The 26651-nt window shown below is 53.0% G+C and carries 24 protein-coding genes and 1 pseudogene; 18 read left to right on the top strand and 7 right to left on the bottom strand.

Annotation, left to right across the window (positions count from 1 at the left end):
• Window positions 1–30 precede the first annotated feature (30 nt).
• Entirely contained in the window at window positions 31–1644 is a 1614-nt protein-coding gene (locus tag AC0YNX_RS15805) for a type 2 periplasmic-binding domain-containing protein (protein ID WP_475816631.1), read from the top strand.
• A 70-nt stretch (window positions 1645–1714) separates the two neighbouring features.
• On the opposite strand, the gene AC0YNX_RS15800 is transcribed toward AC0YNX_RS15805, so the two are convergent.
• Together AC0YNX_RS15800 and AC0YNX_RS15795 are read right to left on the bottom strand one after the other, a co-directional pair.
• Window positions 1715–2500 (bottom strand): response regulator transcription factor, encoded by a 786-nt coding sequence (locus AC0YNX_RS15800; protein ID WP_475816630.1) that lies wholly within the window; start codon window positions 2498–2500, stop codon window positions 1715–1717.
• Window positions 2497–4278 (bottom strand): sensor histidine kinase, encoded by a 1782-nt coding sequence (locus AC0YNX_RS15795; RefSeq protein WP_475816629.1) that lies wholly within the window; start codon window positions 4276–4278, stop codon window positions 2497–2499. Before AC0YNX_RS15795 ends, AC0YNX_RS15800 begins: the two co-directional genes overlap by 4 nt.
• 295 nt (window positions 4279–4573) lie before the next feature.
• Between AC0YNX_RS15795 and AC0YNX_RS15790 the strand changes: the two genes are divergently transcribed.
• The 7 genes from AC0YNX_RS15790 (at window position 4574) to AC0YNX_RS15760 (ending at window position 11449) form a co-directional block, all read left to right on the top strand.
• Complete coding sequence (locus AC0YNX_RS15790; RefSeq protein WP_475816628.1) at window positions 4574–5326, top strand: C40 family peptidase; 753 nt, start codon at window positions 4574–4576, stop codon at window positions 5324–5326.
• 216 nt (window positions 5327–5542) lie between these two features.
• Window positions 5543–7198, top strand: coding sequence for an ABC transporter substrate-binding protein (locus tag AC0YNX_RS15785; RefSeq protein ID WP_475816627.1), 1656 nt, complete (start codon window positions 5543–5545; stop codon window positions 7196–7198).
• A gap of 71 nt (window positions 7199–7269) precedes the next feature.
• Window positions 7270–8220, top strand: a complete 951-nt coding sequence (locus AC0YNX_RS15780; RefSeq protein ID WP_475816626.1) for an ABC transporter permease — start codon at window positions 7270–7272, stop codon at window positions 8218–8220.
• A 4-nt stretch (window positions 8221–8224) separates the two neighbouring features.
• On the top strand, window positions 8225–9070 hold the full coding sequence (locus AC0YNX_RS15775; protein ID WP_475816625.1) for an ABC transporter permease: 846 nt from the start codon (window positions 8225–8227) through the stop codon (window positions 9068–9070).
• A 33-nt stretch (window positions 9071–9103) separates the two neighbouring features.
• Entirely contained in the window at window positions 9104–10102 is a 999-nt protein-coding gene (locus AC0YNX_RS15770) for an ABC transporter ATP-binding protein (protein ID WP_475816624.1), read from the top strand.
• The gene (locus AC0YNX_RS15765) at window positions 10089–10985 is read left to right on the top strand and encodes an ABC transporter ATP-binding protein (protein ID WP_475816623.1); all 897 of its coding nucleotides are present in this window, start codon (window positions 10089–10091) and stop codon (window positions 10983–10985) included. Before AC0YNX_RS15770 ends, AC0YNX_RS15765 begins: the two co-directional genes overlap by 14 nt.
• A gap of 14 nt (window positions 10986–10999) precedes the next feature.
• Entirely contained in the window at window positions 11000–11449 is a 450-nt protein-coding gene (locus AC0YNX_RS15760; RefSeq protein ID WP_475816622.1) for a hypothetical protein, read from the top strand.
• Window positions 11450–11773: 324 nt separating this feature from the next.
• Here the strand turns inward: AC0YNX_RS15760 and AC0YNX_RS15755 are convergent, their stop codons facing one another.
• The gene (locus AC0YNX_RS15755; protein WP_475816621.1) at window positions 11774–12613 is read right to left on the bottom strand and encodes an AraC family transcriptional regulator; all 840 of its coding nucleotides are present in this window, start codon (window positions 12611–12613) and stop codon (window positions 11774–11776) included.
• 153 nt (window positions 12614–12766) lie between these two features.
• Here AC0YNX_RS15755 and AC0YNX_RS15750 point away from each other — a divergent pair, with 153 nt between their 5' ends.
• The 5 genes and pseudogenes from AC0YNX_RS15750 (at window position 12767) to AC0YNX_RS15730 (ending at window position 18263) form a co-directional block, all read left to right on the top strand.
• Window positions 12767–13672, top strand: coding sequence for an aldo/keto reductase (locus AC0YNX_RS15750; protein ID WP_475816620.1), 906 nt, complete (start codon window positions 12767–12769; stop codon window positions 13670–13672).
• A gap of 36 nt (window positions 13673–13708) precedes the next feature.
• Window positions 13709–14458 (top strand): RraA family protein, encoded by a 750-nt coding sequence (locus AC0YNX_RS15745; protein WP_475816619.1) that lies wholly within the window; start codon window positions 13709–13711, stop codon window positions 14456–14458.
• A pseudogene (locus AC0YNX_RS15740) lies at window positions 14367–16432 on the top strand (DUF8034 domain-containing protein). The gene AC0YNX_RS15745 and the pseudogene AC0YNX_RS15740 overlap by 92 nt, the downstream one beginning before the upstream one ends.
• Before the next feature lie 5 nt (window positions 16433–16437).
• Window positions 16438–17130 (top strand): hypothetical protein, encoded by a 693-nt coding sequence (locus AC0YNX_RS15735; RefSeq protein ID WP_475816618.1) that lies wholly within the window; start codon window positions 16438–16440, stop codon window positions 17128–17130.
• A 38-nt stretch (window positions 17131–17168) separates the two neighbouring features.
• On the top strand, window positions 17169–18263 hold the full coding sequence (locus tag AC0YNX_RS15730) for a GGDEF domain-containing protein (RefSeq protein WP_475816617.1): 1095 nt from the start codon (window positions 17169–17171) through the stop codon (window positions 18261–18263).
• 470 nt (window positions 18264–18733) lie between these two features.
• Here AC0YNX_RS15730 and AC0YNX_RS15725 read toward each other — a convergent pair whose 3' ends face one another.
• The gene (locus AC0YNX_RS15725; protein WP_475816616.1) at window positions 18734–20017 is read right to left on the bottom strand and encodes an MDR family MFS transporter; all 1284 of its coding nucleotides are present in this window, start codon (window positions 20015–20017) and stop codon (window positions 18734–18736) included.
• A 192-nt stretch (window positions 20018–20209) separates the two neighbouring features.
• Here AC0YNX_RS15725 and AC0YNX_RS15720 point away from each other — a divergent pair, with 192 nt between their 5' ends.
• A complete protein-coding gene (locus AC0YNX_RS15720) occupies window positions 20210–21187 on the top strand; it encodes a substrate-binding domain-containing protein (RefSeq protein WP_475816779.1) in 978 nt (325 codons plus the stop codon).
• A 90-nt stretch (window positions 21188–21277) separates the two neighbouring features.
• Here the strand turns inward: AC0YNX_RS15720 and modB are convergent, their stop codons facing one another.
• Together modB and modA are read right to left on the bottom strand one after the other, a co-directional pair.
• Complete coding sequence (gene modB, locus AC0YNX_RS15715) at window positions 21278–21940, bottom strand: molybdate ABC transporter permease subunit (RefSeq protein ID WP_475816615.1); 663 nt, start codon at window positions 21938–21940, stop codon at window positions 21278–21280.
• Between the two features lie 23 nt (window positions 21941–21963).
• A complete protein-coding gene (gene modA / locus AC0YNX_RS15710) occupies window positions 21964–22740 on the bottom strand; it encodes a molybdate ABC transporter substrate-binding protein (RefSeq protein WP_475816614.1) in 777 nt (258 codons plus the stop codon).
• Between the two features lie 171 nt (window positions 22741–22911).
• Here modA and AC0YNX_RS15705 point away from each other — a divergent pair, with 171 nt between their 5' ends.
• Complete coding sequence (locus AC0YNX_RS15705; protein ID WP_475816613.1) at window positions 22912–23673, top strand: polysaccharide deacetylase family protein; 762 nt, start codon at window positions 22912–22914, stop codon at window positions 23671–23673.
• Between the two features lie 49 nt (window positions 23674–23722).
• Here the strand turns inward: AC0YNX_RS15705 and AC0YNX_RS15700 are convergent, their stop codons facing one another.
• A complete protein-coding gene (locus AC0YNX_RS15700; RefSeq protein ID WP_475816612.1) occupies window positions 23723–24286 on the bottom strand; it encodes a GbsR/MarR family transcriptional regulator in 564 nt (187 codons plus the stop codon).
• A gap of 212 nt (window positions 24287–24498) precedes the next feature.
• On the opposite strand from AC0YNX_RS15700, the gene AC0YNX_RS15695 reads away from it, so the two are divergent.
• The 3 genes from AC0YNX_RS15695 to AC0YNX_RS15685 are packed head-to-tail and all read left to right on the top strand — an operon-like array spanning window position 24499 to window position 26468.
• The gene (locus tag AC0YNX_RS15695) at window positions 24499–25284 is read left to right on the top strand and encodes an HAD family hydrolase (protein WP_475816611.1); all 786 of its coding nucleotides are present in this window, start codon (window positions 24499–24501) and stop codon (window positions 25282–25284) included.
• Window positions 25274–25618, top strand: a complete 345-nt coding sequence (locus AC0YNX_RS15690) for a DMT family transporter (RefSeq protein WP_475816778.1) — start codon at window positions 25274–25276, stop codon at window positions 25616–25618. Before AC0YNX_RS15695 ends, AC0YNX_RS15690 begins: the two co-directional genes overlap by 11 nt.
• Before the next feature lie 4 nt (window positions 25619–25622).
• A complete protein-coding gene (locus AC0YNX_RS15685) occupies window positions 25623–26468 on the top strand; it encodes a metallophosphoesterase family protein (protein WP_475816610.1) in 846 nt (281 codons plus the stop codon).
• The last annotated feature ends 183 nt before the right edge of the window (window positions 26469–26651 follow it).

Raw genomic sequence — 26651 nt, 5'->3', positions numbered from 1 at the left:
CAATGAGTAGAGTGTTTACGGGAGGAGGTGATGATGATGAATGCTGGAACGATCACGCGCAGCTGGAAGGCGCTGCTAGTCATCGTGTTGTGCGCCAGCGTGATTCAGATCACCGCTTGCGAGCGTGCAGACGAGGAGCCGTCTAAGGTTGTGAATGACCGGCCAATTAGCGCTCCGCCGACGACCACGAATACGAGTAATCAAACATCGATTACCAATGATACCCCGATTACGTTGACTGTCTACGTGGACATGCCCTGGTTCTGGGTCGATTCGTTCAAAGGTCCGATTCCGGAGGAGCTGACGAAGCGGACAGGCGTGAAGCTGAACATTATCCGCAGTACGGATGCGAATCAGCTGCCTGCCATGCTGGCGAGAGGCGATCTGCCGGATATCATCTATTCCGATCGGCTGGCTGATCGGTTGGCGAATAAACAAACAAGCTATGCGTGGGACTTATTAATGAATGCCTATACACCGAAATTCGTTGTCTCGGACGAAGAGAAGCGGCTGAACGCTTCTTCGGACGGACATTTCTATACGATCCGCAACTTCTACCAGAGAGAAGTGGATATGTTCAATCCGCACGCGGTTGCAGGGCCGGGGACGGCTGCACTGACCATTCGCGACGACTTGATGAAGCGGCTGGGCAATCCTCCGCTTCATACATTAGCGGATCTGGAGCAGATTCTGCTCGTCGTGAAAGCCAAGTTTTCAAGTATCACTCCGCTCTTGCTGGATGAAACCTCGCAGTGGAGCAAGTATTTCAAAGAACGGTTCGGCGTGGACGGCTTATACCAGCATGATGGCAAGGTTCAGAGCCAGCTTCGCAATCCGAAGATGCTGGACTACTATCTGTTTCTGAACCGGCTGTATAGGGAAGGGCTCATTCTGCCGGAGAACTTTACGTACAACAATGAGCAGTATATCGAGAAACGCGATTCTGGCGAGGCATTCGCCTTCATTCGCAACGTGTATGATGCGAATGCGGCGAACAGCGCTTATCAGGCGGCGAATATGAGCGCCCATGCCAAGCTTGTCACCTCGCCGCTGTCAGACTCATTCGTGCACGTGAACGATACGATTGGCTGGGCGGCCACGTACGTGACGAAGAAGAGCCGTTATCCGGATGTAGCGATCCGGCTGCTGCAATACTTGCGAAGCGAGGAAGGGCAGCGCCTGATGGCTTGGGGCATCGAAGGGGTGCACTGGCATATGTCGGAGAAGGGCTATCCGGTCTTTGACAAGCAGTTTCTGAAGGATAAGTACACGAGCTATGATGGATGGGTGCAGAAGTACGGCGTAGGTGCTTGGTCATTCGGCGTACATGGCAATATTGCGAATCAAGCTGCCTATGACCCGAATCAGCCGGAGATCATGGAAGCGCTGCGCGTAGAGAAGGAGCACACCGTCTACGAGCCGCAGCTCGCGAGCGTGAATCCGCCGTCAGATACGAAGGAGGCGGCGATCGCGGGAGATGTCGAGGCGCTCATCAGCAGCGAGCAGACGAAGGTCATTCTGGCGGATACGCAGGAAGCATGCGTGACGCAGTATAATTTGATGGTGAGCAAAGCAGAGCAGCTTGGTCTCTCGAAGCTCGAGAAGTGGATGAGCAGCAAGTATGCGGAGATATCGAAGAAATAGATGGCGAAGAGCAAAAAAGGGCGACCCTGATGGGCCGCCCTTTTGTGTATGGCTCAAGCAGCAGATGAGCTCATGTTGAGCTCGATTGGCTGTATTCCCCGAACTGGCGCGGGGTCATGCCGGTATGCTTCTTGAACACTTTATAGAAGTGACGCGGATTCTCGAAGCCGGTCAGAAGCGACACTTCGCTAAGCGGCAAATTCGGTCGCTTCACGATCAGCTCCTTCGCTTTCACTACCCGCAGCTGATGGATATAAGCGAGAACGTTCATGCCGGTCTCCTTCTTGAACAGGTAGCTGACATAGTTCGGATGGAGGCCGACCTGCTCGGCTACGGAGCTAAGTGATAGATCGGTCTGATAATTCGCTTCAATATATTCGAGCATTTGCTTGCCGGCATCCGGCTTGTCCATTTCGGCAGGGAAGCTGTCTTCGCTAAGTTCTTCGTCCGCTTCCTCCTCATGCTCGTTCTGCAGATCAAGTTCCGCTTGAATCTGTTCCCCAATCTTGGTAAGCAGCTCGCCGAGCTGTTCATCGTTAATCGGCTTAAGCAAATAATCAATGACCTTCAGCCGCAGCGCGCTACGGGCATAAGAGAAATCATCATAGCCGGTGAGAATGATGAATCTGCCGCATAGATCCTCATTCTGGGCGGCCTGAATGAAGTCCAGCCCATTCATCTGCGGCATATTGATATCCGTCATGACCAGGTCCGCCGTGTGCTGGCGCAGATCCTCCAGCGCTTCCTCGCCGCTTGAGGCGCCTGCAATCTCTTGAAACGGCAGGTCGAGCGCCTTCACCTTGCGCAGCAGCCCCCGCAGAATCGGTGCTTCATCTTCAACAATTAACAGCCTCATGTTGATTCCCCCTTTCTCGGGATGTACAAGGCAACGGTCGTCCCTTCCCCGAGCTCACTTGTAATCCTTAGCCCGTAGGCCTGCCCGAATCTGCTGATCATGCGTTCATGCACGTTCATGACGCCGATGCCGCCGGGCGTATCCGATTCTTGCGGCCTTATCTCGCCATCGAGCTTGCGTTGCAGCAGCTCGAGCTGCTCCGGCGTCATGCCGACGCCATTGTCGCGGATCTCGACGATGGCAAGCTCGTCTTCGAGCCATGCTTCAATATGCAGCACTCCGGTCTTGCTGCGCTTCGAGATGCCGTGAATGATTGCATTCTCGACAAGCGGCTGAATGATAAACCGCGGGCATTCCCGCAGGAGCAGCGCTTGATCGCGAACGATGATATCGTATTGCAGCCGTTCCTCCATGCGCACCTTGTAGATTTCCAAATAGCTGCGGATATGGGACAGCTCGTCCTTCAGCGTCGCGTGATTGCTTCGAGATAAGCTGTAGCGGATGGACTGTCCGAGCGCATAGAGCATCTTCGCAACGTCAGGGTCTTCGTTCTCTTCTGCCGCCATACGAATCGCTTCGAGCCCGTTATAGATGAAATGCGGATTGATCTGCGCCTGCAGCGCCAAGTAAGCCGCTTCCTTCTGCCTGAGTTGCGAAATATCGATCTTGCTCATCAGCTCGTCATTGTGCGCAATCATCGTATTATACGACGAGACGAGGAAGGCGATCTCATCGCTGCCGCGGTCTTCGTCGTAGCGCGTGAGCAGGTTCTTGCGCATATGCCGCCCAAGCTTCAGAATACGCTGAACAACCGTAGAGAAAGTGACGAAATACGCGCCGGATAGAATAATCAGCAGCGCTGCGATGACTAGCACATACCACCTCACGAGACTATTCGTGCGTTGGAAGAGCTCGTCCGTTGGCGTTAGCGCCATAATGGTCGCCGACATCTTCGGCACCTGGAACTTGTTCATCAGCAGCTCGCCGCTTGATGCTTCGAAGTACTGATACGGCCGCGGCATCTTGATCGAGGAGAAGATCTGCTCCCGATCGCCGTTTGTCAGCGGCATGGCGGGCTCTGAGACCGTGACCAGATTCGTGCCGAGCACGTTGCTCCTGTCCGTGACGTAGAAATAATGCGCATTCGCGCCGCTCGGATCATTCGAATGAAGCAGGCTGTTGACGAAATTGCGCTTGAGGCGAATCTCCAGAATGCCGATCTCCTGCGTGAAGTCTTCATTGTACAGCTTCTTATAATACGTCAGCTGCAGTGCGCCCGACTTCTTATCGGCGAGCTGCTGCAGCCAGTAGCCCTCGCCGAGCTTCAGTTTGTCCACCTCTGGCGCAATGGTGCTGGCGTTGTCAACGATGCTGGCGCCGAGGCTGAGCACCTTCGGGTTCATTTTGTAAACACGGATTCGGTCAATGTAAGTCGAACTATTCTTATAGAAGTTGAACAGCGGCACGAGATCCTTCAAATAGACATAGACCTGCTCGGACGCCGATGTGTAGCTGCCGGAGAGCAAGGTGCTAAGCGTGCGGTTCGTCTGGAACATGTCGTGAATCATCTCGATCTGGCTCAAATTCATCAGGAACGTGGAGCCAACCTGCTGAATAAGGTATTCGCGGTTCGTGGCGTAATCTTTCACGGCATTATTATGAAGCTGTTTATAATACAACGAGCCAATGAGCAGCGTCGGCAGCAAAATAATAACGACATAGCCGATGATCATCTTCTGTGCGAGCCCAACTCGGAATTGGCGGAACTTGCGAAACATCCGTTCACCTTCTTAGCTGTAAGCGATCTATCGTACCTCATTATAGAGTACTTTCCCGTGAATATACAGGGAAGGCTTTACGATGGAGTCAATGCGTGTTTGATTAAGTTTTTCTCATCATATTCTCAGAAACGAACAGGAGCGGCGAGTGCTCAAGGATTCCGTGCTCATTGAGAAATAGTGGGAGCTTTTGCTGTGTTATAGTGTTTCTAGGCAAGCGACATGAAAGCGAACACAAGCGGATCAGGCAGCCGATTCCTAACCTACAATTCTAGACATCAGGAGGAACTTACACATGACGACTACAACAACTAACAATAAACGTTTGAATGCAAAAATGATCGGGATCACATTGGGCGTATTCTTGGCGTTTGGCGGAAGCATGCTGGCAGCGCCGGGCACGACCCACGCGGCGACAGCTTCGAAGACATCAACAACGGCATCAGCAGCTTCCAAAGCTTCAGATGTAACCACAAGCGTGGTGGATAACATCATTGCAACAGGCGAACAATATTTAGGCGTGGATTATAAATTCGGTGCGAAATCCGGCATTACGAGCGCATTCGACTGCTCGTCGTTCATGCAATATATCTTTAAAGAGAACGGCATTGACCTGCCGCGTACGTCCAGACAACAGGCGCTGGTAGGCACGAAGGTAGCCAAGGCGGACCTGCAACCAGGTGACCTCGTGTTCACGGACACGAACAATGACGGCAAGATTAATCACGTAAGCCTCTACATGGGCGACGGTAAGCTGCTGCAGACGTATCGTGTCGGCGTCGGCGTGACGATTTCTGATTTTGAAGGAAGCGTCTGGGACCGTACATTCGTAACCGCTCGTCATGTTGTTGATACTGGCGGCGAAGGCGATACAGGTTCAGATACAGGCTCCGGTTCTGATGAGAATGTGAACGGGGATACGGGTACTGACACCGACAACGGATCGGATTCGAGCACAGACGCTGACGCAGCTGATCATGCTTCGTCTGATGCATCGAGCACAGGAAATCACAATACGGACAAGCATAGCTACGGCTATAATAGATAATGATTTGTTAATCATATGAACATTTGATAAAAGCAGTCGTATCCCAGTGCTTCCAAGGGGTGCGCCTGCTTTTTTATTTGGGGCGATTGGAGTATAATTTATTGGATAAACTATCAATCTAGTGAAATGTTTCAATAGGTTATTGTAATTCCGAGTATTCCGATGTATAATTCGGAATAACAAAACTAACTCGCATCAATTGAAGGGGCTGACAGCATGATTAGCAAGAAAAGAAGTTTATCCGTAGTAATTGTTTTGGCCGTATTAACACTCGTAATTAGCGCCTGCGGCGGAAATTCAGCGAACAATAATTCGTCTGCAAATTCGAATAAAGGCTCGAACGTAGCGAACACTGGCACTGCAAATAGCGGCGACGCAGCGACAGACGCTTCTCAGCCGAAAGACGGCGGCAACCTCATTATTGCAGTAGCTGCTGACCCTGATGTACTGAACCCAATCTATGCCGGTGACCGCGTTAGCTTGACGATTGACCAAGCGCTGTACGCACCGCTGTTCCAAATCAACAATGGCAAGAAGACATACTACTTGGCAGACAGCTTGACGCAATCTGCTGATAACCTCACTTATACACTGAAGCTGAAGAGCGGCCTGACTTGGCACGACGGCCAACCGTTGACTGCTGATGACGTTGTCTTCACTTTCGATAAAATTCTCGACAAGAACCAGAACAGCTTCTTCCGCGATTACCTCGTATTCGGCGATAAGCAAGTTGAGGTCAAGAAGGTTGACGACCTGACAGTAGAATTCAAGCTGCCGCAAGTTAACCCGGCTTTCGAAGCTACGCTGGTTCAGCTGACACCGATTCCTAAGCATATTTTCGACAAAGAAACAGATATTCAGAAGAGCACGAAGAACGCGGCGCCAGTTGGTTCCGGCCCGTTCAAGTTCAAAGAGTACAAAACAGGCGAGTATGTAACGCTTGAGCGCTTCGATAACTATTTCGAAGGCAAGCCGCACCTTGACTCCATCACTTACCGTATTGCGAAAGACACGAATGCTGCTAACCTTGCCCTTCAGAACGGCGAGATTAACGTGAAATACCTGGATCCGCAAGATGTTTCGACAATCCAAGGTACTGGCAAGTTCGATATCATGCCATACGCTGAAGGCCGTCTGTCCTACCTCGCGTTCAACGAGAACAGCGACATCGGCGTGCTGAAGAAGAAAGAAGTTCGTCAAGCGATCGGCTACGCACTGAACCGTGAAGAAGTTATCCAAGCTGCATATGCTTCCCCAGATTATGCAGATCCGGCTCATTCGATCCTGACACCGGACACACTGTACCACACGAATGATGTACCAACGTTTGATAATGACGTTGCGAAAGCCAAAGAACTGCTGCAACAAGCTGGCGTTAGCAACCTGAAGCTGCGTTTCATCGTAACAAGCGGCAATAAAGTACAAGAAGCAATCTCCCTGTACGTTCAACAGAAGCTGAAAGAAATCGGCATTGACGTTGAACTGCAAAGCTTGGATTCATCCGCATTCGGCGCGAAAGCTTACGATCCGAAAGCAACTGACTTCGATCTGTTTGTAGGCGGATATATTATGGGTTCTGACCCAGATGCATACAGCGTGTTGTTCACGACTAACGGCTCGTACAACTCCTTCCACTACGGAAATGCAGAAGCAGACGGCTTGTGGAAACAAGGCTCGACTGAAGCTGACACGACGAAGCGCGGTGACGTGTACAAGAAGATCCAAGAGATCATCGCTGGCGACGCTGCAATTTACCCAATCGGCTACACGAAGACAATCGTTGCTTTCGACAAGCAATTTGGCGGTGTAGATGAAGCGGTTCTGAAACCGGTAGTAATCTTCGAAGATCCGTCCAAACTGTACTTGAAATAAGAAAAAATACAAAAGATAAGCTGGGTAATACCAGCTTATTTTTTGCTACACAAAGCAGGGAGACTTCACGAATGAGACAACTCATCGCCAGACGGTTGCTGCAGACGATACCGATGCTCTTCTTCGTATCGATTGTCTGCTTTGCTATGATTAAGATGGCTCCGGGCGATCCGGTGCTTAACTTCGTTACGCCGAACATGCACGCAGATGATATCGAACGCGTCCGCCATAACCTCGGACTTGATCAGCCGGCGTATGTTCAATATTTTCACTGGCTGAAGGAATGCTTGACTGGCAACCTGGGGTATTCCCTTGTCAATCATAAGCCTGTGTTGGGCCAGATCTTAGAGCGTCTGCCTGCTACGGCAGGATTGGTAGGCGTTTCGATTGGTCTTGCGGTACTGCTTGCGATACCTCTTGGCCTACTTGCAGGCGCTTATCGGAACCGCTGGGTAGACAAGCTTGTCAATCTGCTCGCCTATATCGGGATTTCGGTGCCGCTATTCTGGGTAGGCATTCTATTTATGTATTTCTTCGCACTAAAGCTGGGCTGGCTGCCGAGTATGGGGATGCGCACGATTGGCAAAGATTCCGCGCTTGATATTATCAAGCATGGCATTCTGCCTTGCTCGGTTCTGACGATCAGCTTCTTGTCCAGCTATGTTCGTTATATTCGCTCCAGTGCGATTGGCCAGTTGAAAGAAGATTACGTTCAAATTCAATATGCGTTCGGCTCGAATCAAACTGCGATTCTGTTTCGGCATGTAACGAAGCATGTGCTGTTGCCTGTCATTACGCTTCTTGGATTGTCGATGGCTGAGCTTGTCGCCGGTGCGATCATTACAGAGACGGTATTCACTTGGCCGGGTATTGGCTCGCTTACTGTGACCGCTGCGAAGGGGATGGATTATCCGATCATTATGGGCGTTACATTATTCTCTTCCTTGATGCTCATGCTCGGGAATTTAGCCGCAGACCTGTTGTACAGCGTAGCCGATCCAAGAATCAAAATGACGAGGTGACCTCATGAATCGCAGCAAATGGAGAAATGTACGTAACGAGCTGTTGTCTAATAAATGGGGCATCGCAGCCGTCATTGTTCTCGTTATTTTCACGATAGGGGCGGTGCTTGCTTTTCTAGCTCCTTATGATCCCAATAAATTAAATGTTCTTGAACGTCTGCACAAGCCAAGCGCAGCACATTTGTTCGGTACGGACGATTATGGCCGTGATTACTTCTCACGGGCGCTCTACGGCGGCCGCGTGTCGCTGCTGGTTGGCTTTACATCCATGCTGCTCGCTACGACAATCGGTGTCATCGTTGGCATCGTGAGCGGTTACTTCGGCGGCTGGCTGGATAACTTGCTGATGCGTGCAGTCGAAGTGTTCATGTCGATCCCGTCGTTCCTGCTCTTGCTCTTGCTCAGCGTTTTATTAAAGCCGAGCGTAATCGGCATTGTTCTCATTATTTCTTTCTTAATGTGGATGAGCGTCGCTCGAATTATTAGAGCGGAGACGATGAGCGCCAAGGAACGGGAATTTGTGCTCTATGCTCGAGCTTCCGGCCAGAGCACGCTGGGCATCATTATCAAGCACATTCTGCCGAACCTGATGCCTGTTATTATTGTTGGTGCATCGAATACAATCGGCTCCGCTATTATGCTAGAGTCATCTCTGAGTTTCCTGGGCTTTGGGGTGCAGCTGCCAACGGCTACATGGGGCAGCATGCTGAACAATGCGCAGGGCTATATCGGACAGGCGCCATACATGGCGATCTTCCCAGGTTTATTTATTTTCTTGACGGTTCTGAGCTTCAACGTGCTCGGCGATATTCTTCGCATTGGTTTCGAGCCGAAGCTGAACCGGCGTTAAAGTGAAGCGGTGGACATAAAGGAGTGAACACAGATGGCAGAACGTCTCTTGTCCGTCGATAATTTGAAAGTATCGTTCTTTACCGCGGGTGGCGAGAATCAGGCGGTTCGCGGCGTAAGTTTTCATATTGATGCAGGCGAGACCGTCGGCATCGTTGGCGAATCCGGCAGCGGCAAAAGCGTCACGGCCAAAGCGCTCATGGCGCTGACGCCGCCGCCGGGCAAGATTGTCGCGGGCGATATCAAATTCCGCGGCGAGTCCGTGTCGCGTCTGTCGGATAAGGATTGGCGCAAGATTCGCGGCAATCAGATCGCGATGGTGTTCCAAGACCCGATGACGGCGCTCAATCCAGTGCAGAAGATCGGCAAGCAAATGGTGGAGGTTATTCGCCGCCACCGCGGTCTTAGCCAGAAGGAAGCGCTGCGTGAAGCGATCGAGATGCTACGCCAAGTCGGCATCACGGAGCCGGAGCGGCGCGTGAATCAGTATCCTCATGAGTTTAGCGGCGGCATGCGCCAGCGCGTTATGATCGCGATGGCGCTCTCGTGCCAGCCGGAGCTGCTCATTGCGGATGAGCCGACGACGGCGCTCGACGTGACGATTCAGGCGCAGATCTTGGAGCTGCTTGGACAGCTCAAGGAACGCTCCAATACTTCGATTGCGCTCATTACGCATGATCTTGGCGTAGTAGCTCAGGTGTGCAGCCGCGTCGTTGTTATGTACGGCGGCATGGTCATGGAGGAAGGCACGGTCGAGGATATCTTCTATCGTCCGAAGCATCCTTATACGAAGGGCTTGCTCCGCTCCCTGCCGAAACGGGAGAGCGGCTTCAAGGAACGGCTCGTTCCAATTGAAGGCACGCCTCCGAACTTGCTCGACCCGCCGCCAGGCTGCCCGTTCATGGATCGCTGCCCGAATGCGATGGCGACTTGCGCGGCGCTGCCTAAGGTAACGGAAGTATCGCCAAGCCACCGGTATATGTGCTGGTTAGCAGAAGGTGGAGAGGAGGCGCTAAGCAATGAGCGAGCATGAGTTGCTGGTTGATGTGCGCAATTTGAAGAAGCATTTTACGAAGGGCCGGGATATGTGGGGACGTTCGACGGATGTGCTGAAAGCCGTTGACGGCGTCAGCTTCCAGATCAAGCGCGGCGAGACATTCGGTCTCGTCGGAGAGTCCGGCAGCGGGAAGTCCACTGTCGGCCGCTGCCTGCTTCGGCTCTATGACTATACATCGGGTGAAGTGCACTTCGAAGGACAAAACTTGTCAGCATTAGGTGAGCGAGAGCTGAAACCGTTCCGCCGCCGCATTCAGTCGATATTCCAAGATCCGTACTCATCGCTCAATCCGGGGATGAACGTGCTTGAGCTCATCGGGGAACCAATGGACATTCACGGCTTGCAACGCGGCGAGGAGCGCAAGGAATTCGTCGCTTCTCTGCTTGAGCGAGTGGGCTTGAAGCGCGAGCATCTGTACCGCTTCCCGCATGAGTTCAGCGGCGGTCAGCGGCAGCGGATCAGCATTGCGCGGGCATTGTCCGTTCGTCCCGATTTCGTCGTCTGCGACGAGCCGATCTCGGCGCTCGACGTATCCGTGCAGGCGCAGGTTATTAACATGCTTGAGGACTTGCAGAGCGAGTTCGGTCTGACCTATCTGTTTATCGCCCATGACTTGTCGATGGTGCGTCATATCTCCGACCGTATCGGCGTTATGAATGGCGGCCGCCTCGTCGAGGTAGCGCCAAGCGATGAGCTGTACGATAATCCGCTTCACCCGTATACGAAGGCGCTATTGTCCTCGATCCCTGTACCGGATCCTCACGTTGTGAGCGAACGCATAGAATGGGTTAGAGAAGCAGGCGCGACGATTCCGGACTTGCGCGAAGTGAGCCCGGGGCATTTTGTAGCCTTGGAATAGGAGGGACTAGGACGATGACGGAAGTGAAAGAACGTGTAAAGCTGTCCCAATGGGATGCAATGTTGTTGGAATCTCTGCGCGTGCTCGGCTGGTCGGATGACGAGATCATCGAGCGGACGAACCAAGGCGAGCTGCCGAAGGAAGACACGAGCATCTATCAGTTCAATTATGAGGAGCTGGCGGCATTCGCGACTCGTGAACCTGCTACGTTCGAGGCAGCAGTGCGCACAGGCTATCAGATCAAGTACAATACGATCCGCGGCATACGCAGCTGGATTAACATCGCGTACAAGCTGGAGCCGGAGCTCGTGCTTGATGCGGGCAATGAATCGGTCGTCGCGGAGCTGACGCTGGCGCAGAAGGAACGCGTCGCGTCCGTCTTGTCGCATGGCTGGGTTATTGTTGGCGAGCACGCCGGCGCGGCTGAGGAAGCTTCGCGTTATGTAATTGTGCCGCAGGCTTAAGTGTAGATCAAAGTGATAAAGCGTCCCTACTGGGGCGCTTTTTGCTTTGTTTAGCGGAGATATGGCGACCTCTCGCATGAGGCGAATGAGATAACAAATCAAACCGGCACATGTAACGGAACCAAGAGGCCTTATTCGCTCCCAATCCGCTTGATTCAACGTTTAACGGAACTCAGGGGTGCTATTGAGGGCAAAATGAAGCGAAGTCGGCGGGTTTGAGCACTATAGGGCCACTGAGATCCGTTAGCGCAATTAGGATGCGATATATCGCCAAATAAGCTTCCTACGTTCCGCTAGCGTTCCGTTGGCGCTCCCGAGTTAGTCTCAGTCCCTCTTCCGCGCCGCTCCCTCGCGGAACATCGTCGGCGTGACGCCCTCGGCGAGCCGGAATCGCTCGATGAAGTAGCTTGGCTGCGAGAAGCCGACCTCGAGCGCGATTTGCTTGACTGGTTTCGCGGTTGCCATGAGCATCTGCTTGGACAGCTCGATGCGCTGATTATTCAAATAGACTAGCGGCGGAACGCCCATCACTTCGTGAAAAGTCCGGCTGAAGTAAGCCGGGCTTATTTCGCATAGGTCCGCAAGCTTCTGCAAGGGCAGGCTGCTGGCGCAGTTCATGCGCATATATTCGGCTGCGCGCCGGATGCTTTGCGATAAGCCTCGCTCTGCGGAGGCGTTCAGATCGGAGGAGTGGAGCAGCAACTCCAGCATAAGCTCATACAGCAGTGCCGCTTGTTTCGGAACGTGCCTGGCATCATTCAGCCTCGCGGTTGTCCATAGCTCCTGCACAAGCGCCAATACCCGATTATTATCTGCATAAGAGAACGCCCATACCTCTCGCATTGCTTTGTCCCCAAGCAAGCTGCTCATGCCCTCGCCAGCAACGTAGATCCACCATACTTCCCACGGATCATCCGCATTCGTGCCGAAGTACTGCGGGTGGTCGCCATAGAGAAAGCCCATTCCGGCCTTCAGCTCGACCGTACCTTGCTCGGTCCGCATCCAGCCCGTGCCTTTCACAATAAAATGAATGTTATAAAAGCCAGGCTTATAAGTTGTGCCGTTTACGTAATGCTCGGGCTCGTCATGGATATGCCCAATGCCAAGCGGGAAGCCAGGGAAACGGTCGAACTCCGGATGTGCGCTAAAAATGGCATCATACATTGTTAAATTCCCCTATCGCAAAATATTGATATCGTTCGCAAAATCGAGATATCCTCTTCCTATTATCAATAGTATATATTGAGCTTATGGGAAACGAAATAGCAAAATCGACATATTCATCAACTTTACTCATGAAGAAAGGGGAAGTGAGCAATGGAATATACGACATTTGGCAGGACGGGTCTTCGCGTCTCCAAGCTTGGCCTCGGAGGGGCGCCGATCGGCGGCGATTTTCGGGATATTGATGAAGCGGAGATCGAACGGGTCGTGCACGAGTCGCTTGACCTCGGCATTAACTTCATCGACACGGCGCCGCTTTACGGATTCGGCAAGTCAGAAGAGAGAATTGGCAAGGCACTCACAGGTGGACGCCGGGACAAAGTGGTGTTGGCGACCAAAGCGGTCCGGTATGATTTTGCCTACGATTTTGACAACGTGATCCGTTCGGCTGAAGAAAGTTTAAAGCGCTTGCAAACCGATTACGTTGATCTGATGCAGCTGCATGATGTGGAGAAACAGCCGTACGAGCTCATTATTAATGAGGCGATTCCGGCGCTGCTGAAGCTGAAGGAACAGGGGAAAATCCGCTTCCTCGGCGTTACCACCCGCGATTTGCCGCTCCTCCAGCGGTATATGGAGACAGGCGCTTTCGATGCGATCCAGTTCTATGCTCGCTATATGCTGCTCGACTATTCGGCGGCGAAAGAGATTATTCCGCTGGCGAGGGCGAACGATATCGCCATTATTAACGGCAGCGTGCTCGGCATGGGGCTGCTCGCCGAGTCGCCGGCCAAGTTCCTCGGCGAGGATATGCGTACCGAGGCGGCTAGACGGATGGAGAAGCTGGCGTTCCTGCGCCGCTCCGAGCCCAAAGGTCTGATCGAGCCGGGCATGCGCTTCAGCCTGCAGAACCCGGACATCCACGTGACGCTGACGGGCACGGCTTCCAGCCGATCGCTGCGGGCGAACGCTTCTTACTGTGACGGCGTGGGACTCGCGCCGGAGGATCACGAGCGGGTACTGACTCTTTTTGCGGACACTCCGTCCTTATTTGCTTAATCCACAACACCTATTCATAAAGGAGCGATTGAAACGATGGCCTATATCGTACACAACACACATTCCATCAGCGACGAACTACTCGAAGAACTGAAGCTTGTCAGCGTCAGCACCGCATCTCACACGCTTGTAGAGATGGGCTACCGAAACGCATATATGCAGGGCATTATGCCGCTAAGTTTCCCAGAGGGTCAACAAAGCGCCGTTGGCCGCGCGGTTACGCTGAGGTTCATTCCGCTGCGCGAAGACCTCGTGAAGCAGCAGTACGATACACTGCCGGAGTCGCCGCACCGGACCGCATTGGAATCAATCACTCCGAACGATATTCTCGTTATTGATACGGGAAGTCATATGGAAACTGGCGTCATCGGGGATATTTTTACCCGTCGTCTGCGCTACTTGGGCGGTCAGGCAATTGTCGTTGATGGCTGTATCCGTGATCTTCAGCGCGTGAAGCAGGTTGATTTCCCTGTGCTGGCTAGAGGCGTGCATGGCGGCGCGATTCCTCGTTCGCTCATGTCCGTCGGCTTCAATGAGCCGATTCGCTGCGGCGGCGTGGCTGTTATGCCAGGCGATATCATTCTCGTTGACCGTGACGGCGCGGTCGCGATTCCGCCGCAATGCGTGGAGGAGATTGTGAAGATTGCTAGAGCGCATGACGAGCTGGAAGAGCGCTGGATCAAGATGAAGCTGGATGAAGGCGCATCGCTGCATACGCACTATCCCCCGAATGCGGAGGCACGAGTCGAATTCGAGAACTGGAAGAAGGAGAATGGCTATGCTTAAGCTGAACGCTAATCTTGCTTTCTACGAACCGCCAAGATGGGCGATTCTTGAACGTCAGCTGATCGCGCTGATGAATGAAGCTGTGGAGCCTTTGCTCGAGCGGTATATCCGGCCGGATGGCACGATTCTCTGGCCGCCTGCGGAGAACCATACCGGCATCGACGCATTGGATGATATGTATGAAAGTTTCTTCAATTGGCCGTTATTTTACGTGCTGGGCGGTCATGAGAAGTTCAAGGATTTGTCCAAGAAGGAATTCGACGCGATTACCGCACAGTTCGCTCGTTATGACTCGGGCACCGGTCACAAAATGGTCGAGAAAGAGTACGAGCAAGGCTATGACTGGTTCCATCAAGGCGAAGGGTACACGATGTTCTATCATATGGGGCTGATGGATCCGAGCGATGAGACCATCCGGGAGCGCGCGCTGCGTTATGCCGGACTCTTCCTCAATGAAGATCCGGAGGCCGTCAATTATGACGAAGAGCACAAGATCATCCCGTATCCGCACTCCGGCAGCAAGGGGGCGACGGATCGCAACTTCAAGGTGCACTTCAGCGGCTGGCACTACCTCGATTGGATGCGGCATTACGGGATGCATTTTCAAGATGTGCCTGGCGTCAATTCGTTGGAAGACTTGAAGCAAGAGGCAGGAGCGCTAGCCATGGGCAAAGCCATTGTCGACCGCTGCTCGCAAGGCGATATTCCGCTCAATCTGCTGGCGACCAGCATGGTGACGAACGCCTATCTGCATACGGGCGATGCCAAGTATAAGGATTGGGTCAAAAGCTATGTCGATGCCTGGATCGACCGTTCGAAGCAAAATGGCGGTCTGATTCCGGACAACATCGGACTGAACGGCATTATCGGCGAACACAACGGTGGCAAATGGTACGGTGGCTGGTACGGTTGGACTTGGCCGCACGGATGGGTGAGCATCGGTCAAGGCGTCGGTGTCGCCACGCAGAATGCGCTGCTTCTGGAGCGCGATCCGGCTTACGTGGAGTTCCTTCGCTCGCAGCTTGTAATCATGAACGAGAGGCGATCGTTCGGGATGGCACGCGGTACTTGCCTAATAAATTCGGCTCCCCCGGTTGGTATGGTTACGATACGTCAAACATTCTTGTGGAGGATGACGGCAAGACGGTCATTTGGAAGGATCATGCGTTTGAATTCACGACGATCGAACCGTTCTATCCGACGCATCTATGGTACATATCGATGGAGGAGGCGGACTACGAGCTGCTGAAGTCGCTGCGCAACTATGCGAAGAAGGACTGGGATCATATCAAGTATTACCGCAACAAGGATCAGGCTGGGCATGATTACGGCTGGGTTGCATATTTGAATGGGGAATTTGCGGACTATCCGGAGCAAATCCTGAACTACAACCTCTCTCAGGTGTATCATCGCATCAACTTCATGAGGACGGATACGGAAGACCCTGCCGGCTATCGGGATGATTACTTGCAAATCCGCAACACCGTTACGCTTGAGGGGCTCCTGCAGCTGACGCTTGGCGCTCCGTCGCCGCTCTACAATGGCGGTCTGCTGATGGCGCGGCTGCGTTACTTCGATGCGGATGCACGGCGTCCGGGTCTGCCCGCCGATGTGGCGGCGCTTGTGGAGAATCTGGAAGCGGACCGGACGGTCGTTAAGCTCGTTAATCTTCATCCGACGCGGACGCGCAGCGTGGTTGTGCAGGCCGGTGCGTTCGGCGAGCATCAATTTACGTCGGTCACGTACACGGTGTTCGGGGCTTCCGTCAAGGACGGCAGCAAGCTCAACGCTTCGACGACGATGGAGAAGCTGCCGGATGGCTTGTACAATCCAGCAGCAAGCCAGGAATCGGCTGCAGTGAATGATAAATGGCTGCTCGTGCAGCTGGCTCCGGGCTGCCATACGACGCTTGATCTCGGCATGAAACGATTCGCGAATGAGCCTTCCTATCAGGAACCTTGGGAGGCATTATAACGACGATGAAGCGCAATATCGAGCGGTTCATGTGGGTATCGGCGCTAAAGCCGGGGATGGAAGAGGCATTCGTTCAGAAGCTGAAGGAGCAACGCGAGCAATTGCAGAGCAGCTTGGAAGAGCATGGCGTGCTGGTGTGCAGCGTGTTCCGCGAAGGCAGCTATCTGTTCACGTATTTAGAGCAGGCGGCGGGAGAATCGGAGCGGCGAGTGCGAGTGGACAGCATTTGGAATGAGGGGCTGACTCCACTCCTGCAAGCTTGGCCAACTCTTGACGGTGGGACTGCACGAACATACGAGATACGCATGAATGATATCTTCCACGACGATTGCGAGATGGATGATGTGCCTTGGCGGCGTCCGGGCTATAGGGCGGAACAGCGAGTAGGGAGCTTGGCGAGATTGAAGCCTGACATGTACAGCAGCTATGTCTTCTTGCACTACCAGCTTCAGGAAGAGAAGCCGCGGCTGTTCAACAAGTATTATACGATCGGCAGCTTCGGTGACTATATTTTTTCCTACCAAGAGCTCCCAGCAGTCGTAGAACCGCCTCGAATCGGACAAATTTCGACAAAAAATTCACCGGCAAATTGGGGCGAAACCATGGAGCCGCATTTCGAGCCCTGGACGATAAAGCTAGACGCAGAGCGGCTTTGGTGCGTGTTGGAGGAGCTGTTTCACTTCGAGAGCAGCAGGTGAATGGACGAAAGAGAGGACTATCGTAGGGGTAAAGCTTGATGTACAATAGCGATATAACCTACTATGATGGCGAGTTGTGTCGAATTATGAAGAATGCTGCTCCGAAAAGCGATCCTGTGCTGGAGGCGATTTTCTCCGTACTGCGCTGGATCTTCCTGCTGACAGCCGCTTGGATCTACTTCGAGTATTATCAATCGCCGCAGACGCAAGGCAGATTCGTGCTGCTGTTATGCGGGGGCGGCGCTTATATGGCATTAACGCAGGTGATTATCTCCAAAGGCAATTTGGAGAGCAAAGCCTTTTATATGATTACGCGGCTAGGCGTCATCTTCGACGTCATCGCCTTAACGGCGCTGCTCGCGCTGACTGGCGGGGCGGGCAGTCCGATGTTCCCGATCTCTTATTTTATTATTTTGCATGCGTCGGTATATTGGGGTCTGCGAGGCGGAGTCATTGCCTCCTTCATTCTTGGCGCGTGTTATACAGTTGTACTGCTTGGCGGCAGCGCGGGTTCCATGCATGCTCATGAAGCTGATGTAACCATGAATTTCGTCTGTTTGTTGCTTGTGGGCGTGGGCGGCGGTATCGTTGTTGCGCGAGGGCGCAAGCATCTAGGTGAGAAGAGCCGTTTCGAGCAGATGGCGAAGCATGACTATTTAACAGGGCTAAGGAATCAGCGAATGTTTCAATCGAAGCTGAAGGAGCTGGTTCATAGCGGCGGAGAGCTCACCTTGGTGATCGGGGATATCGACTGGTTTAAATCGGTTAACGACCGCTATGGCCATCTTGTCGGCGATCAGGTGCTGCGGGAGGTTTCAGCCATGCTGGGTCGTGCATTCAATGCGGAGCACGGCGGCAAGGCGTACCGCTACGGCGGCGAAGAGTTTGCCATTACGATGAGAACCGGCAGCCGGGAAGAAGTGCGGGAGCGGCTGTTGTCGTTCCAGGAGGCACTCTCGAAGTTGACGTTCACGGCGGAAGAGGGGGAGAGCTTCCAGGTGACGATGAGCTTCGGGTTCGCGGTGTTCGATAATCATACAGTGGCTGCCCTGATCAAGGAAGCCGACGAATCGCTCTACGAGGCGAAGCGGCAGGGGCGCAATTGCGTCATTTGTTTGAGGTCTGTTGTTTAAGAGTTGAGATCCGCGGCTGGTGTAGGCTGCGGATTTTTTATGTGCTTGTGTGGTCGCTGAGCGTGGTCGTTGCCCGCAATTCCCCGCTCTGGAACCCACGCACGCACGCCCCTACGCGCACTCGCCCCCCAAACCTATTCACGCACTCACGCACCTTCGCGCACTCGCACCACCAACCTACCCATGCACTCACGCACCTTCGTGCACTCGGAGGCTAACGGAACGTAAAGACCTTATTGCCGCGAAAATAGCCGCTGCGGAGCGCTAACGGACTCAGGAGCGCTTATTCCGACAGAATGAAGCTAAATCGCATCAGATATCGGGAAATAGCGCTGCTCAGTTCCGTTAGATGTCGTGCGACGGTCATTTCGGCACAATAACGATTCCTGAGTCCGTTAGCGTAGCCAAGCAACGCACGCATGCGCGCAAAAAAGCCCACAACCATCATAGGTGTGGGCTTGCTGCGCATACTATGCTGCTTCATTCATCGGCACGGATTGCCGGTCGAAGCGGTTAAACATGACGTTGTAGATGAACGCGGATGCGATCGCGAGCAGTGCGAGCAGAGCGAACGTCCACGGGAAGCCGATCCAGCTGGTCAGCGGAATGGTCAGAGGCGCAATGGTGCGTCCGACCGTATAACGCAGACTCGCTGCGGCAAAATATTGCCCCCGCATATGCTCGGGCGCCATCCGTGAAACAAACGCTTGCTGCGGTCCTGCCGACATCAGCTCAGCAACGGTGAAGACCGCGATTGCCAGCGTGAAGCCCCAGAACGAGGACATCAAGCCGAACATATAGATGCCGGCTGCATAGAGCACAGCGCCGCCGATGAAGACATAACGGTCGCGGAAGGTTGTCATCCACTTCGTAATGATGACGGTGAACAGGGCGACGAACAGTCCGTTCTCCGAGACGATGATGCCGAAGAGCTGCTGGCCAGTCACTTGCAGATTCCAGTCGCCGAACGAGAATATCGTGGACAGCTGCACTGTTTCCTTCAGGAAGACCGGGAACAGCAGGTCAAGCTGCATGAATGTTTGCGACAGCAGGATGCCGGCGATTGTGAACAGCAAGAACACGCGGTCTGTTGCAATAACGCGGTAATCGCGCAGCTGCGTGCCGATGGCTTTATACCACGGCTGGCCTTCCTTGGCCCGCGTGCGTTCCGCCACTTGTGCGGGACGCGTCTCGTGGAGTCGTGCGTTCATGACCATCGCGAGCGTCGCGCATATAACCGCTGCTGCTGCCAGCACCGGATACGGATTATCCGTATAGGTGAGCGAACCAATTAGCGGACCAACTACAACGGCGACATTAGCCGCGGTGTAGAAGATGGCGAAGACGCTTGCTTGATGCTTCTCATCGACGACGTCGGAGACCATCGCTTGACTGGCTGGCCAGTAGATGGCGCCGAAGAAGCTTGCCATCGTGAAGCCGATGAAACCGAGAGACGGCATTGATAAGAGCGGTGACGCGGCAAGAGCGAAGAGGCCGTAGCCGAAGGCTTGTCCGAACGCGGCGAGTACCATCATACGCTTGCGGCCGAATCGATCTGCGCAGTAGCCGCCAAGCAGATTGGCGAAGACGCTCATCAGCTGCGATATAACAAGCAAAGTGCCGGTCCAGCCTTTGCCGAATTGATCGGAGAAATAAATCGACAAGAACGGAAAGAAGGTCCAGAAGATGACGTTGAACGCCGCTTCACCGCCGAGGCGGATTTTTAAGTTTAAATCCCAATCTTTGATTTTCATGTGTGCCCTATCTTTCTAGTTGTAGATGCTTTAAAGTGCTGTACCATCATACTACCAATGCGACAGAGGAGACAAGGAGCGGGAGAGCGTACATTTTGGAAAATGAATAGGGGATAAAGTGCTTTCTCCAAATCGGCTCTGCTATAATGGAAGGAACAATCAACTTACTTAGAACTGATGCGCGAGGTGTCCATGTCCACCGATACGTCTTATACGACAGAAGAAATAGCGAAGCTGCTAAAAATATCGAAGCTCACCGTATACGATCTCATCAAGAAAGGCGAGCTGCCCTCATACCGCGTCGGCAAACAGATCCGCGTCGATGCGTCGGATATTGAAGCCTATAAGCTGCGTGCAAAAGGGATAGCCGCAGCGCCGCAGCAGCAACATCAACTTCAGCAGCAACCGCAACAGGAGCGGGGGGCAACGACGATCTTGCAGACATCGCATGCAGCATCGACCGAGAGACCGCTTGTCATTACCGGCCACGATGTGAGCCTCGACATCCTGAGCAAGCATATCGAGAAGCAGCTGCCGGGGATGCGTCCGCTGCGTTCGTTCGTTGGTAGCATGGACAGCCTGATCTCCATGTACAAAGGCGAATCCGACATCGTCAGCACGCATCTGCTTGATGGCGATACGAATACATACAATCTGCCGTACATTCGTCGGCTGCTCGTCGGTCTGCCGATCGTCGTCGTCCATCTGCTGACGCGATCCGCCGGTTTCTATGTGCGGCAGGGCAACCCGAAGCATCTGCAGAGCTGGGACGATCTTCGCCAGCCGGGGCTGAAGCTGGTGAACCGCGAGCAAGGCTCGGGCGCGCGCGTCCTACTCGACGAGCAGCTGCGGCTGCACGGCATCGCAGCCGGAAGCCTGCTCGGCTACGCCGATGTCGAGCATAGCCATCTCGCCGTCGCAGGCAAGATCGCCGCCAATATCGCCGATGTCGGCATCGGCATCCAGAAGGCAGCGAACATCGTCGGCGGGATTGACTTCATTCCGCTCATCGAGGAGCGATACGATCTTGTCATGTTGAAGCGACCGGATAATATGAAGTGGATCGAGACGGTGCTTCATACTATCCAATCGGAGGCATTCAAGAGCGAGCTGCGCACGATTCAAGGCTACGACCTGTCCGAGACAGGCCGTGTGCTGCTGGACACATAGCCGGCGCGAGCCGGAGACAAACAATGCCCTTCGCAAGCTGCGGTCAAGTACCGCGCGCGAAGGGCATTCTCCATATTCTTTCGTTATTTATTATTCTTTCGTTATTCGATTCACCGCGAGCAGCATGATGAACGACAGCAGCACCATGGAGCCGGCCCAAGCCCAAGCGAGCTTCATGCTTCCGCCGTCCATCGCGACGTAGATCGCTGTCGGAATCGTCTGCGTTCGGCCGGGAATATTGCCCGCAATCATCAGCGTCGCACCGAATTCGCCAAGTCCTCTTGCAAATCCAAGAATGTAGCCGGTTGTTACCGAACGGAAGGCGAGCGGGAACGTGATGTAGCGGAACACCTGCCATTCCGAAGCACCGTAAACTCTTGCCGCATTTTCCAGTGAAGGGTCTATTCCCTCGAAGCCGGCTTTCATTGTACGATAAGCAAGCGGGAAGGCGACCACGACTGCTGCAATAACAGCCGATTGCCATGTGAAAATAATCGGACCGCCGAACAGCGATTCATACAGCTTCCCAAGCCAGCTTCTGCGCCCAAGCGCAACGAGCAGCAGGAAACCGATGACCGTCGGCGGCAGCACGAGCGGGAGCATAAGGAGCGCATCGACGATGCTCCGGCCGATGAAACGAGCTTTGGCCATCCGCCACGCGATGATGGAGGCGAGCAGCAGCATAACGATGCTCGCAATGAGCGATATTTGAATCGAGAGCTGTATCGGTTCAAAGAACGTAGGCCAGTCCATGAATGATCATCCTAGGAAATAGATTATGACAGTTTGAAGCCGTACTTTGCGAATACTGCATCCGCATCGCTAGATTGCAAATACTCGTAGAAGTCAGCGGCTTCCTTGGCATGTTTTGTTTCTGCGACGATGCCTGCAGGGTAGACGATTGGTTGATGCAACGCAGGATTATCGTCAATAGCGATCTTTACTTTCTTGGAAGTGAGTGCGTCTGTCTTATATACAAAGCCTGCGTCGGCATTGCCGGTTTCGACATATGTGAGCACTTGACGAACATCTTTGCCGTAGACCACTTTAGACTCAAGCGAATCCCAAAGTTTCATCGTACTGAACATATCCTTCGCGTATTGCCCGGCTGGGACGGTCTGCGGCTCGCCAATCGCAATCGTTCTGACTGTGGAAGTCGTCAGCTGATCTATAGAAGTGAATGTGCTGCTAGAGTCAGCCGGCACAATCATAACCAGTTCATTATACAGCAGAGCTGTACGCTTGCTAATGAGTTTCTCATCGACTAGAGCATCCATCTGCTTGCTTCCTGCCGAGATGAACAGGTCAGCCGGGGCTCCTTGCTCGATCTGTTTCTGCAATGTGCCGGACGCGCCGAAGTTGAATTTGAGATCGATCTTCGGATGGCTGGCTTCATAGCTGCTCTCAATTTCTGTGAGGCTATCTTTCAGACTGGCTGCGGCGGAGACGGTCAGCTCGACTTTCTTGGAAGAACCGGACGACTGACACGCGGAGAGCGCTATAATCATGAGGAGTATTGTCGGAACAAGTATGACAAGAGCAGGGCGTTTCATTAAAGAAGTCACTCCATTCAATCTAGTAATTATGTAATGTATCGTAACATAGATCACTAGCATTTTGAATGGTTTATTTTATAATTAGTATGGTTTGGTTATGTTTGATTATATTTAGTATTTGATAAGAGGTGCATCCGAGTGCTTTTGCGCAGAACAAAGCTATATTTAATGATTGCGATCGGCATGTTTATGCTCGCATCGCTTACCGTAACCGTCGATCAGCTGCTCGTCTTCAAGAAAGCGGTCGCCGTTGCTTCGCCTGGCTCAGCGGATGAGGTGAAAATTCCGGTGCTTTGCTACCATTCCATAACGAACGCGAAGACAGGTGAATATATCGTCAGCACGGCAGAATTCCAGGCACAGGTGAAGTCGCTTCACGAGCATGGCTACCGAAGCATCAGTTTGGAGCAATTCGACCAGCTCATGAAGGGCAAGCTGAAGAATGACGGCAAGATGGTGCTCATCACGTTCGACGACGGCTATCAAGACAACTTCACGAATGCTTATCCGATTCTAAGCAAATACGGGTTCACAGCGACGGAGTTCCTCGTTACAAGCTGGGTTGGCGGGGGAAGTTATATGAACTGGAATGAAGCGGGGGAGCTGTACCGTGCGGGTTGGGACATCATGTCTCATACGCGGACGCATCCTTACTTGCCGCTTCATAAGGCGGAGGGACAGCGCGAAGAAATTGCCGGTTCCAAGCAAGACCTTGAGAAGCATCTGCCGGTACCTGCGAATGTCATTGCGTATCCGTACGGACTGCGCAGTGCAGAGACAGTAGATATTGTGGCTGAAAGCGGCTATACGTATGCATTCACGTTCGATGACGGCATGACGACTTCGTCGCAAAATCCATTACTTTTGAAACGTCTCTTCATTAAAGGCGAGATGAACTTGCAGGCGTTCGAGCGGAAAATGGAGTATTAGGGGCTGGCATACGGCCGATATTCATGCTGAGAGTACGAATTCTGCACTCTCAGCTCTCCCCGATCTGCTTGCCATCGAAGAATTGGCCGTCCTGCAGCTTGTCCACGAACTGCTGCAGCCATTCGTAATAGCGGACCGCATGGCGCAGCTTATGCAAGTCCTGCAAGCATAGCTTCCGCTCCTCTTCGCTCGTCTCGAGCGCAAGAATTGTCTCCGACAATGGCTCGATGACAGGCTCAATCGCGGCTTTCATCACATCAATTTCTCGCTGCAGCTTCGAGGCAAAGAACAGCTGGAACGCTTTGAAGAAGTCGGTTTCCGCCGCGTATAAGTCTTTGCGGTCGGCTTTCTCTTCGAGTTTGGACACCATCTTGGAATCCATTAGCGAGCGGACGGCATAGCTCATGTTGCTCTTGCTCATATTCATGCTTGCCTGCATATCGTCGAGCGTCATCGGACGATCCTCGAAGAACAGGATGCCGTATAATTGACCGAATGAATAATTAACGCCATATAAGTCCATCGTTTGAGCAATCGCATCAATGACCTTCGCCCGGATTTCCTCGCGCTTCGAGCTCGGTTCTTTCATTTTCCCCGATGTCGCTTTCTTCATCTTTTACCGCCCTTCACGAAACCACCGTTCAATTAAGTCGAATTATACCAAACTGGCGAGCAGAATGGGAATGACTACGTTCTATTCGTTCAATTAATATTGAATACTTATGATTATCACTCTATATTTGGCTATTTAACTCACAAATTAAAAATATATTGAACGTTTAACACTCCTTATCGTATAGTTAGTGAAAAGAGGAGGGAAATGGTGTGGCGAATTTAATAGCAGCAGGTGTGACCTATCCCATTAAGGCGATCCTGTTCGATAAGGACGGAACGCTCATCGATTTCATCCATACATGGGGCAAGTGGAGTGAGCATATGCTTGCCGAGTTCGCGAATCAACTGAAGGCGCGGGAGCTTCCGCCGATGAACGTGGATATCGCGTCTCTGTGGGGCACGCGCCATGAGGGCAGCGCTATCGTCGATTACGACCGGAACGGTCCGCTCGCGATGGGCACGATTGAAGACTTGGTTGCCATCCTGGCCTGGCAGGGCTACCAGGCAGGGATGTCTTGGGCAGAGGCGAAGATGGCTGTGCAGCATTGCAGACAGCACGCGGATCAGCAGCTGGACGCGGTCCGTTCGGCGCAAGCATTGCCTGGTGTAGTAGAGTTTCTATCGCTATGCCGCGAGCAAGGGCTGAAGCTTGCGGTCGTGACCGCCGATGAGACGGCTGCTGCCGTGAAGCATCTGGAATGGCTCGGGTTGACCACGTATTTCGATGCCATTATCGGCACGGATCTAGTGGAGCGAGGCAAGCCATTCCCCGATATGGTAGAGCTAGCTTGCCGAGAGCTTGATATTCAGCCTTCGGAAGCGGCGGTCATCGGCGATACGAATGGCGATATGCGCATGGCTAGCCTTGCCGGGGCGACGGTTGCGATCGGCATCGCTCCAGAGAGCGGGGCTGCTGCGTCCAAGCTGCCTGATGCAGATGCCATCATTATTTCCTACGAAGAGCTTGGGTTCGCTCATGGCACAGATGAAAGGTGAGACGGCGATGGGCTGGATACTGCTAGCGATTGCGATTGCACTTGAATTGTCGGGCACGATCTCTATGAAGCTGTCGGCTAGCTTTACGAAGTTGGTGCCCTCCATACTTATGTTTGTCTGCTATGCCGCGAGTTTCACGCTCATTAACTATGCGCTCGGCTATTTGCAAGTAAGTGTCGTGTACGCGGTATGGTCGGGTGTCGGCATCGTGCTGATTACGCTCGCAGGCTTTTTTATTTTTAATGAACGGCTGCCGATGTCTTCGCTTCTATGGATCGGTGTCATTCTGGTCGGAGTAATCGGACTCAAAGTTACAAGCAGCGGAGGGGGATAAGCAGGTGGAAGGAAGAGACGAGAAGCTGCTCTTATCGTTCCAGGTCATCACGGATACGCATATTGTGGCGGACATGGAGCACGAGCATAATCGGAATTTGGACCGTGCGCTGAAGGACATCAAGGCGATGGCGCCGGAGAGCTGCGGCATTATGCATTCCGGTGACGTGACGGATAACGGCGAGCAGGTGGAGTATGAGACGTTTCGGCAGATATGGCAGAGCAATGAGGAAGGGCTGCCTCCACTGTACGTGACGAGCGGCAACCATGATATCTGCGATGATTGGGAGCGATGCATTCCTCTCTTCATGTCTCAGACAGGGATGACAGGAATGTACCATGACCATTGGGTCGGCGGGTATCATTTTATTTTTCTCGGGACAGAAGAGGGCATTGGCCTGTACTGCACACTGTCGGAGGAGCAGCTGTCTTGGCTGGACACCAAGCTCGGTGAAGAGGCTGCACCGGATAAGCCTGTGTTCGTCTTCCTGCACCAACCGCTCAAAAATACAGTAGCTGGCTCCTTGGAAGCACAGAATTGGTATGGCGTAACACAGGATGAGGAGCTCAAAGCGGTGCTGGCGAAGCATCGGCAGGCGATCATGTTCACCGGACATACGCACTGGGAACTTGATGCACCGCATACGTATTTCGATGGCGGCGGCAAACTTCCGGCGATGTTCAATGCAGCTTCGGTTGCTTACTTATGGACAGACGAGGACGAGCATAAAGACGGCAGCCAGGGCTTCTATGTCGAGGTGTACGCAGACCGTGTGTTGGTGAGAGGAAGAGACTTCGAACGCGGTGAATGGGTGGAGAGTGCGCAGTTTGAAGTGAAATATGGAGTGTGAAGATTAAAAGAAACAGAGAAAGAGACGCCTTGAAGGGCGTCTTTTTTTGTTTGGAATTGAGAGGGCTTAGTCGGCGTGGAAGAGTAGCAGATGCTACCCCCTAAGATGAAAAAATAGAAATGTAATAACTCTCCCTAATGTGGTACATTCAGGAATCTGGATATCCTGGGGAGGGTGAAATTT

The sequence above is a fragment of the Paenibacillus sp. J31R98 genome (genome assembly GCF_056269245.1).
This window is presented reverse-complemented; position numbering and strand designations above follow the sequence as displayed.

Bases quoted from the DNA above. Each gene is read 5' to 3' on its own strand.
- AC0YNX_RS15735 (WP_475816618.1), top strand. From the start codon at position 16,438: ATGAAGCGCAATATCGAGCGGTTCATGTGGGTATCGGCGCTAAAGCCG.
- AC0YNX_RS15770 (WP_475816624.1), top strand. From the start codon at position 9,104: ATGGCAGAACGTCTCTTGTCCGTCGATAATTTGAAAGTATCGTTCTTT.
- AC0YNX_RS15800 (WP_475816630.1), bottom strand. From the start codon at position 2,500: ATGAGGCTGTTAATTGTTGAAGATGAAGCACCGATTCTGCGGGGGCTG.
- AC0YNX_RS15780 (WP_475816626.1), top strand. From the start codon at position 7,270: ATGAGACAACTCATCGCCAGACGGTTGCTGCAGACGATACCGATGCTC.
- AC0YNX_RS15785 (WP_475816627.1), top strand. From the start codon at position 5,543: ATGATTAGCAAGAAAAGAAGTTTATCCGTAGTAATTGTTTTGGCCGTA.
- AC0YNX_RS15705 (WP_475816613.1), top strand. From the start codon at position 22,912: ATGATTGCGATCGGCATGTTTATGCTCGCATCGCTTACCGTAACCGTC.
- AC0YNX_RS15690 (WP_475816778.1), top strand. From the start codon at position 25,274: ATGAAAGGTGAGACGGCGATGGGCTGGATACTGCTAGCGATTGCGATT.
- AC0YNX_RS15700 (WP_475816612.1), bottom strand. From the start codon at position 24,286: ATGAAGAAAGCGACATCGGGGAAAATGAAAGAACCGAGCTCGAAGCGC.
- modA (WP_475816614.1), bottom strand. From the start codon at position 22,740: ATGAAACGCCCTGCTCTTGTCATACTTGTTCCGACAATACTCCTCATG.
- AC0YNX_RS15795 (WP_475816629.1), bottom strand. From the start codon at position 4,278: ATGTTTCGCAAGTTCCGCCAATTCCGAGTTGGGCTCGCACAGAAGATG.
- AC0YNX_RS15805 (WP_475816631.1), top strand. From the start codon at position 31: ATGATGATGAATGCTGGAACGATCACGCGCAGCTGGAAGGCGCTGCTA.
- AC0YNX_RS15725 (WP_475816616.1), bottom strand. From the start codon at position 20,017: ATGAAAATCAAAGATTGGGATTTAAACTTAAAAATCCGCCTCGGCGGT.
- modB (WP_475816615.1), bottom strand. From the start codon at position 21,940: ATGGACTGGCCTACGTTCTTTGAACCGATACAGCTCTCGATTCAAATA.
- AC0YNX_RS15750 (WP_475816620.1), top strand. From the start codon at position 12,767: ATGGAATATACGACATTTGGCAGGACGGGTCTTCGCGTCTCCAAGCTT.
- AC0YNX_RS15755 (WP_475816621.1), bottom strand. From the start codon at position 12,613: ATGTATGATGCCATTTTTAGCGCACATCCGGAGTTCGACCGTTTCCCT.
- AC0YNX_RS15745 (WP_475816619.1), top strand. From the start codon at position 13,709: ATGGCCTATATCGTACACAACACACATTCCATCAGCGACGAACTACTC.
- AC0YNX_RS15760 (WP_475816622.1), top strand. From the start codon at position 11,000: ATGACGGAAGTGAAAGAACGTGTAAAGCTGTCCCAATGGGATGCAATG.
- AC0YNX_RS15790 (WP_475816628.1), top strand. From the start codon at position 4,574: ATGACGACTACAACAACTAACAATAAACGTTTGAATGCAAAAATGATC.
- AC0YNX_RS15730 (WP_475816617.1), top strand. From the start codon at position 17,169: ATGTACAATAGCGATATAACCTACTATGATGGCGAGTTGTGTCGAATT.
- AC0YNX_RS15775 (WP_475816625.1), top strand. From the start codon at position 8,225: ATGAATCGCAGCAAATGGAGAAATGTACGTAACGAGCTGTTGTCTAAT.
- AC0YNX_RS15720 (WP_475816779.1), top strand. From the start codon at position 20,210: ATGTCCACCGATACGTCTTATACGACAGAAGAAATAGCGAAGCTGCTA.
- AC0YNX_RS15765 (WP_475816623.1), top strand. From the start codon at position 10,089: ATGAGCGAGCATGAGTTGCTGGTTGATGTGCGCAATTTGAAGAAGCAT.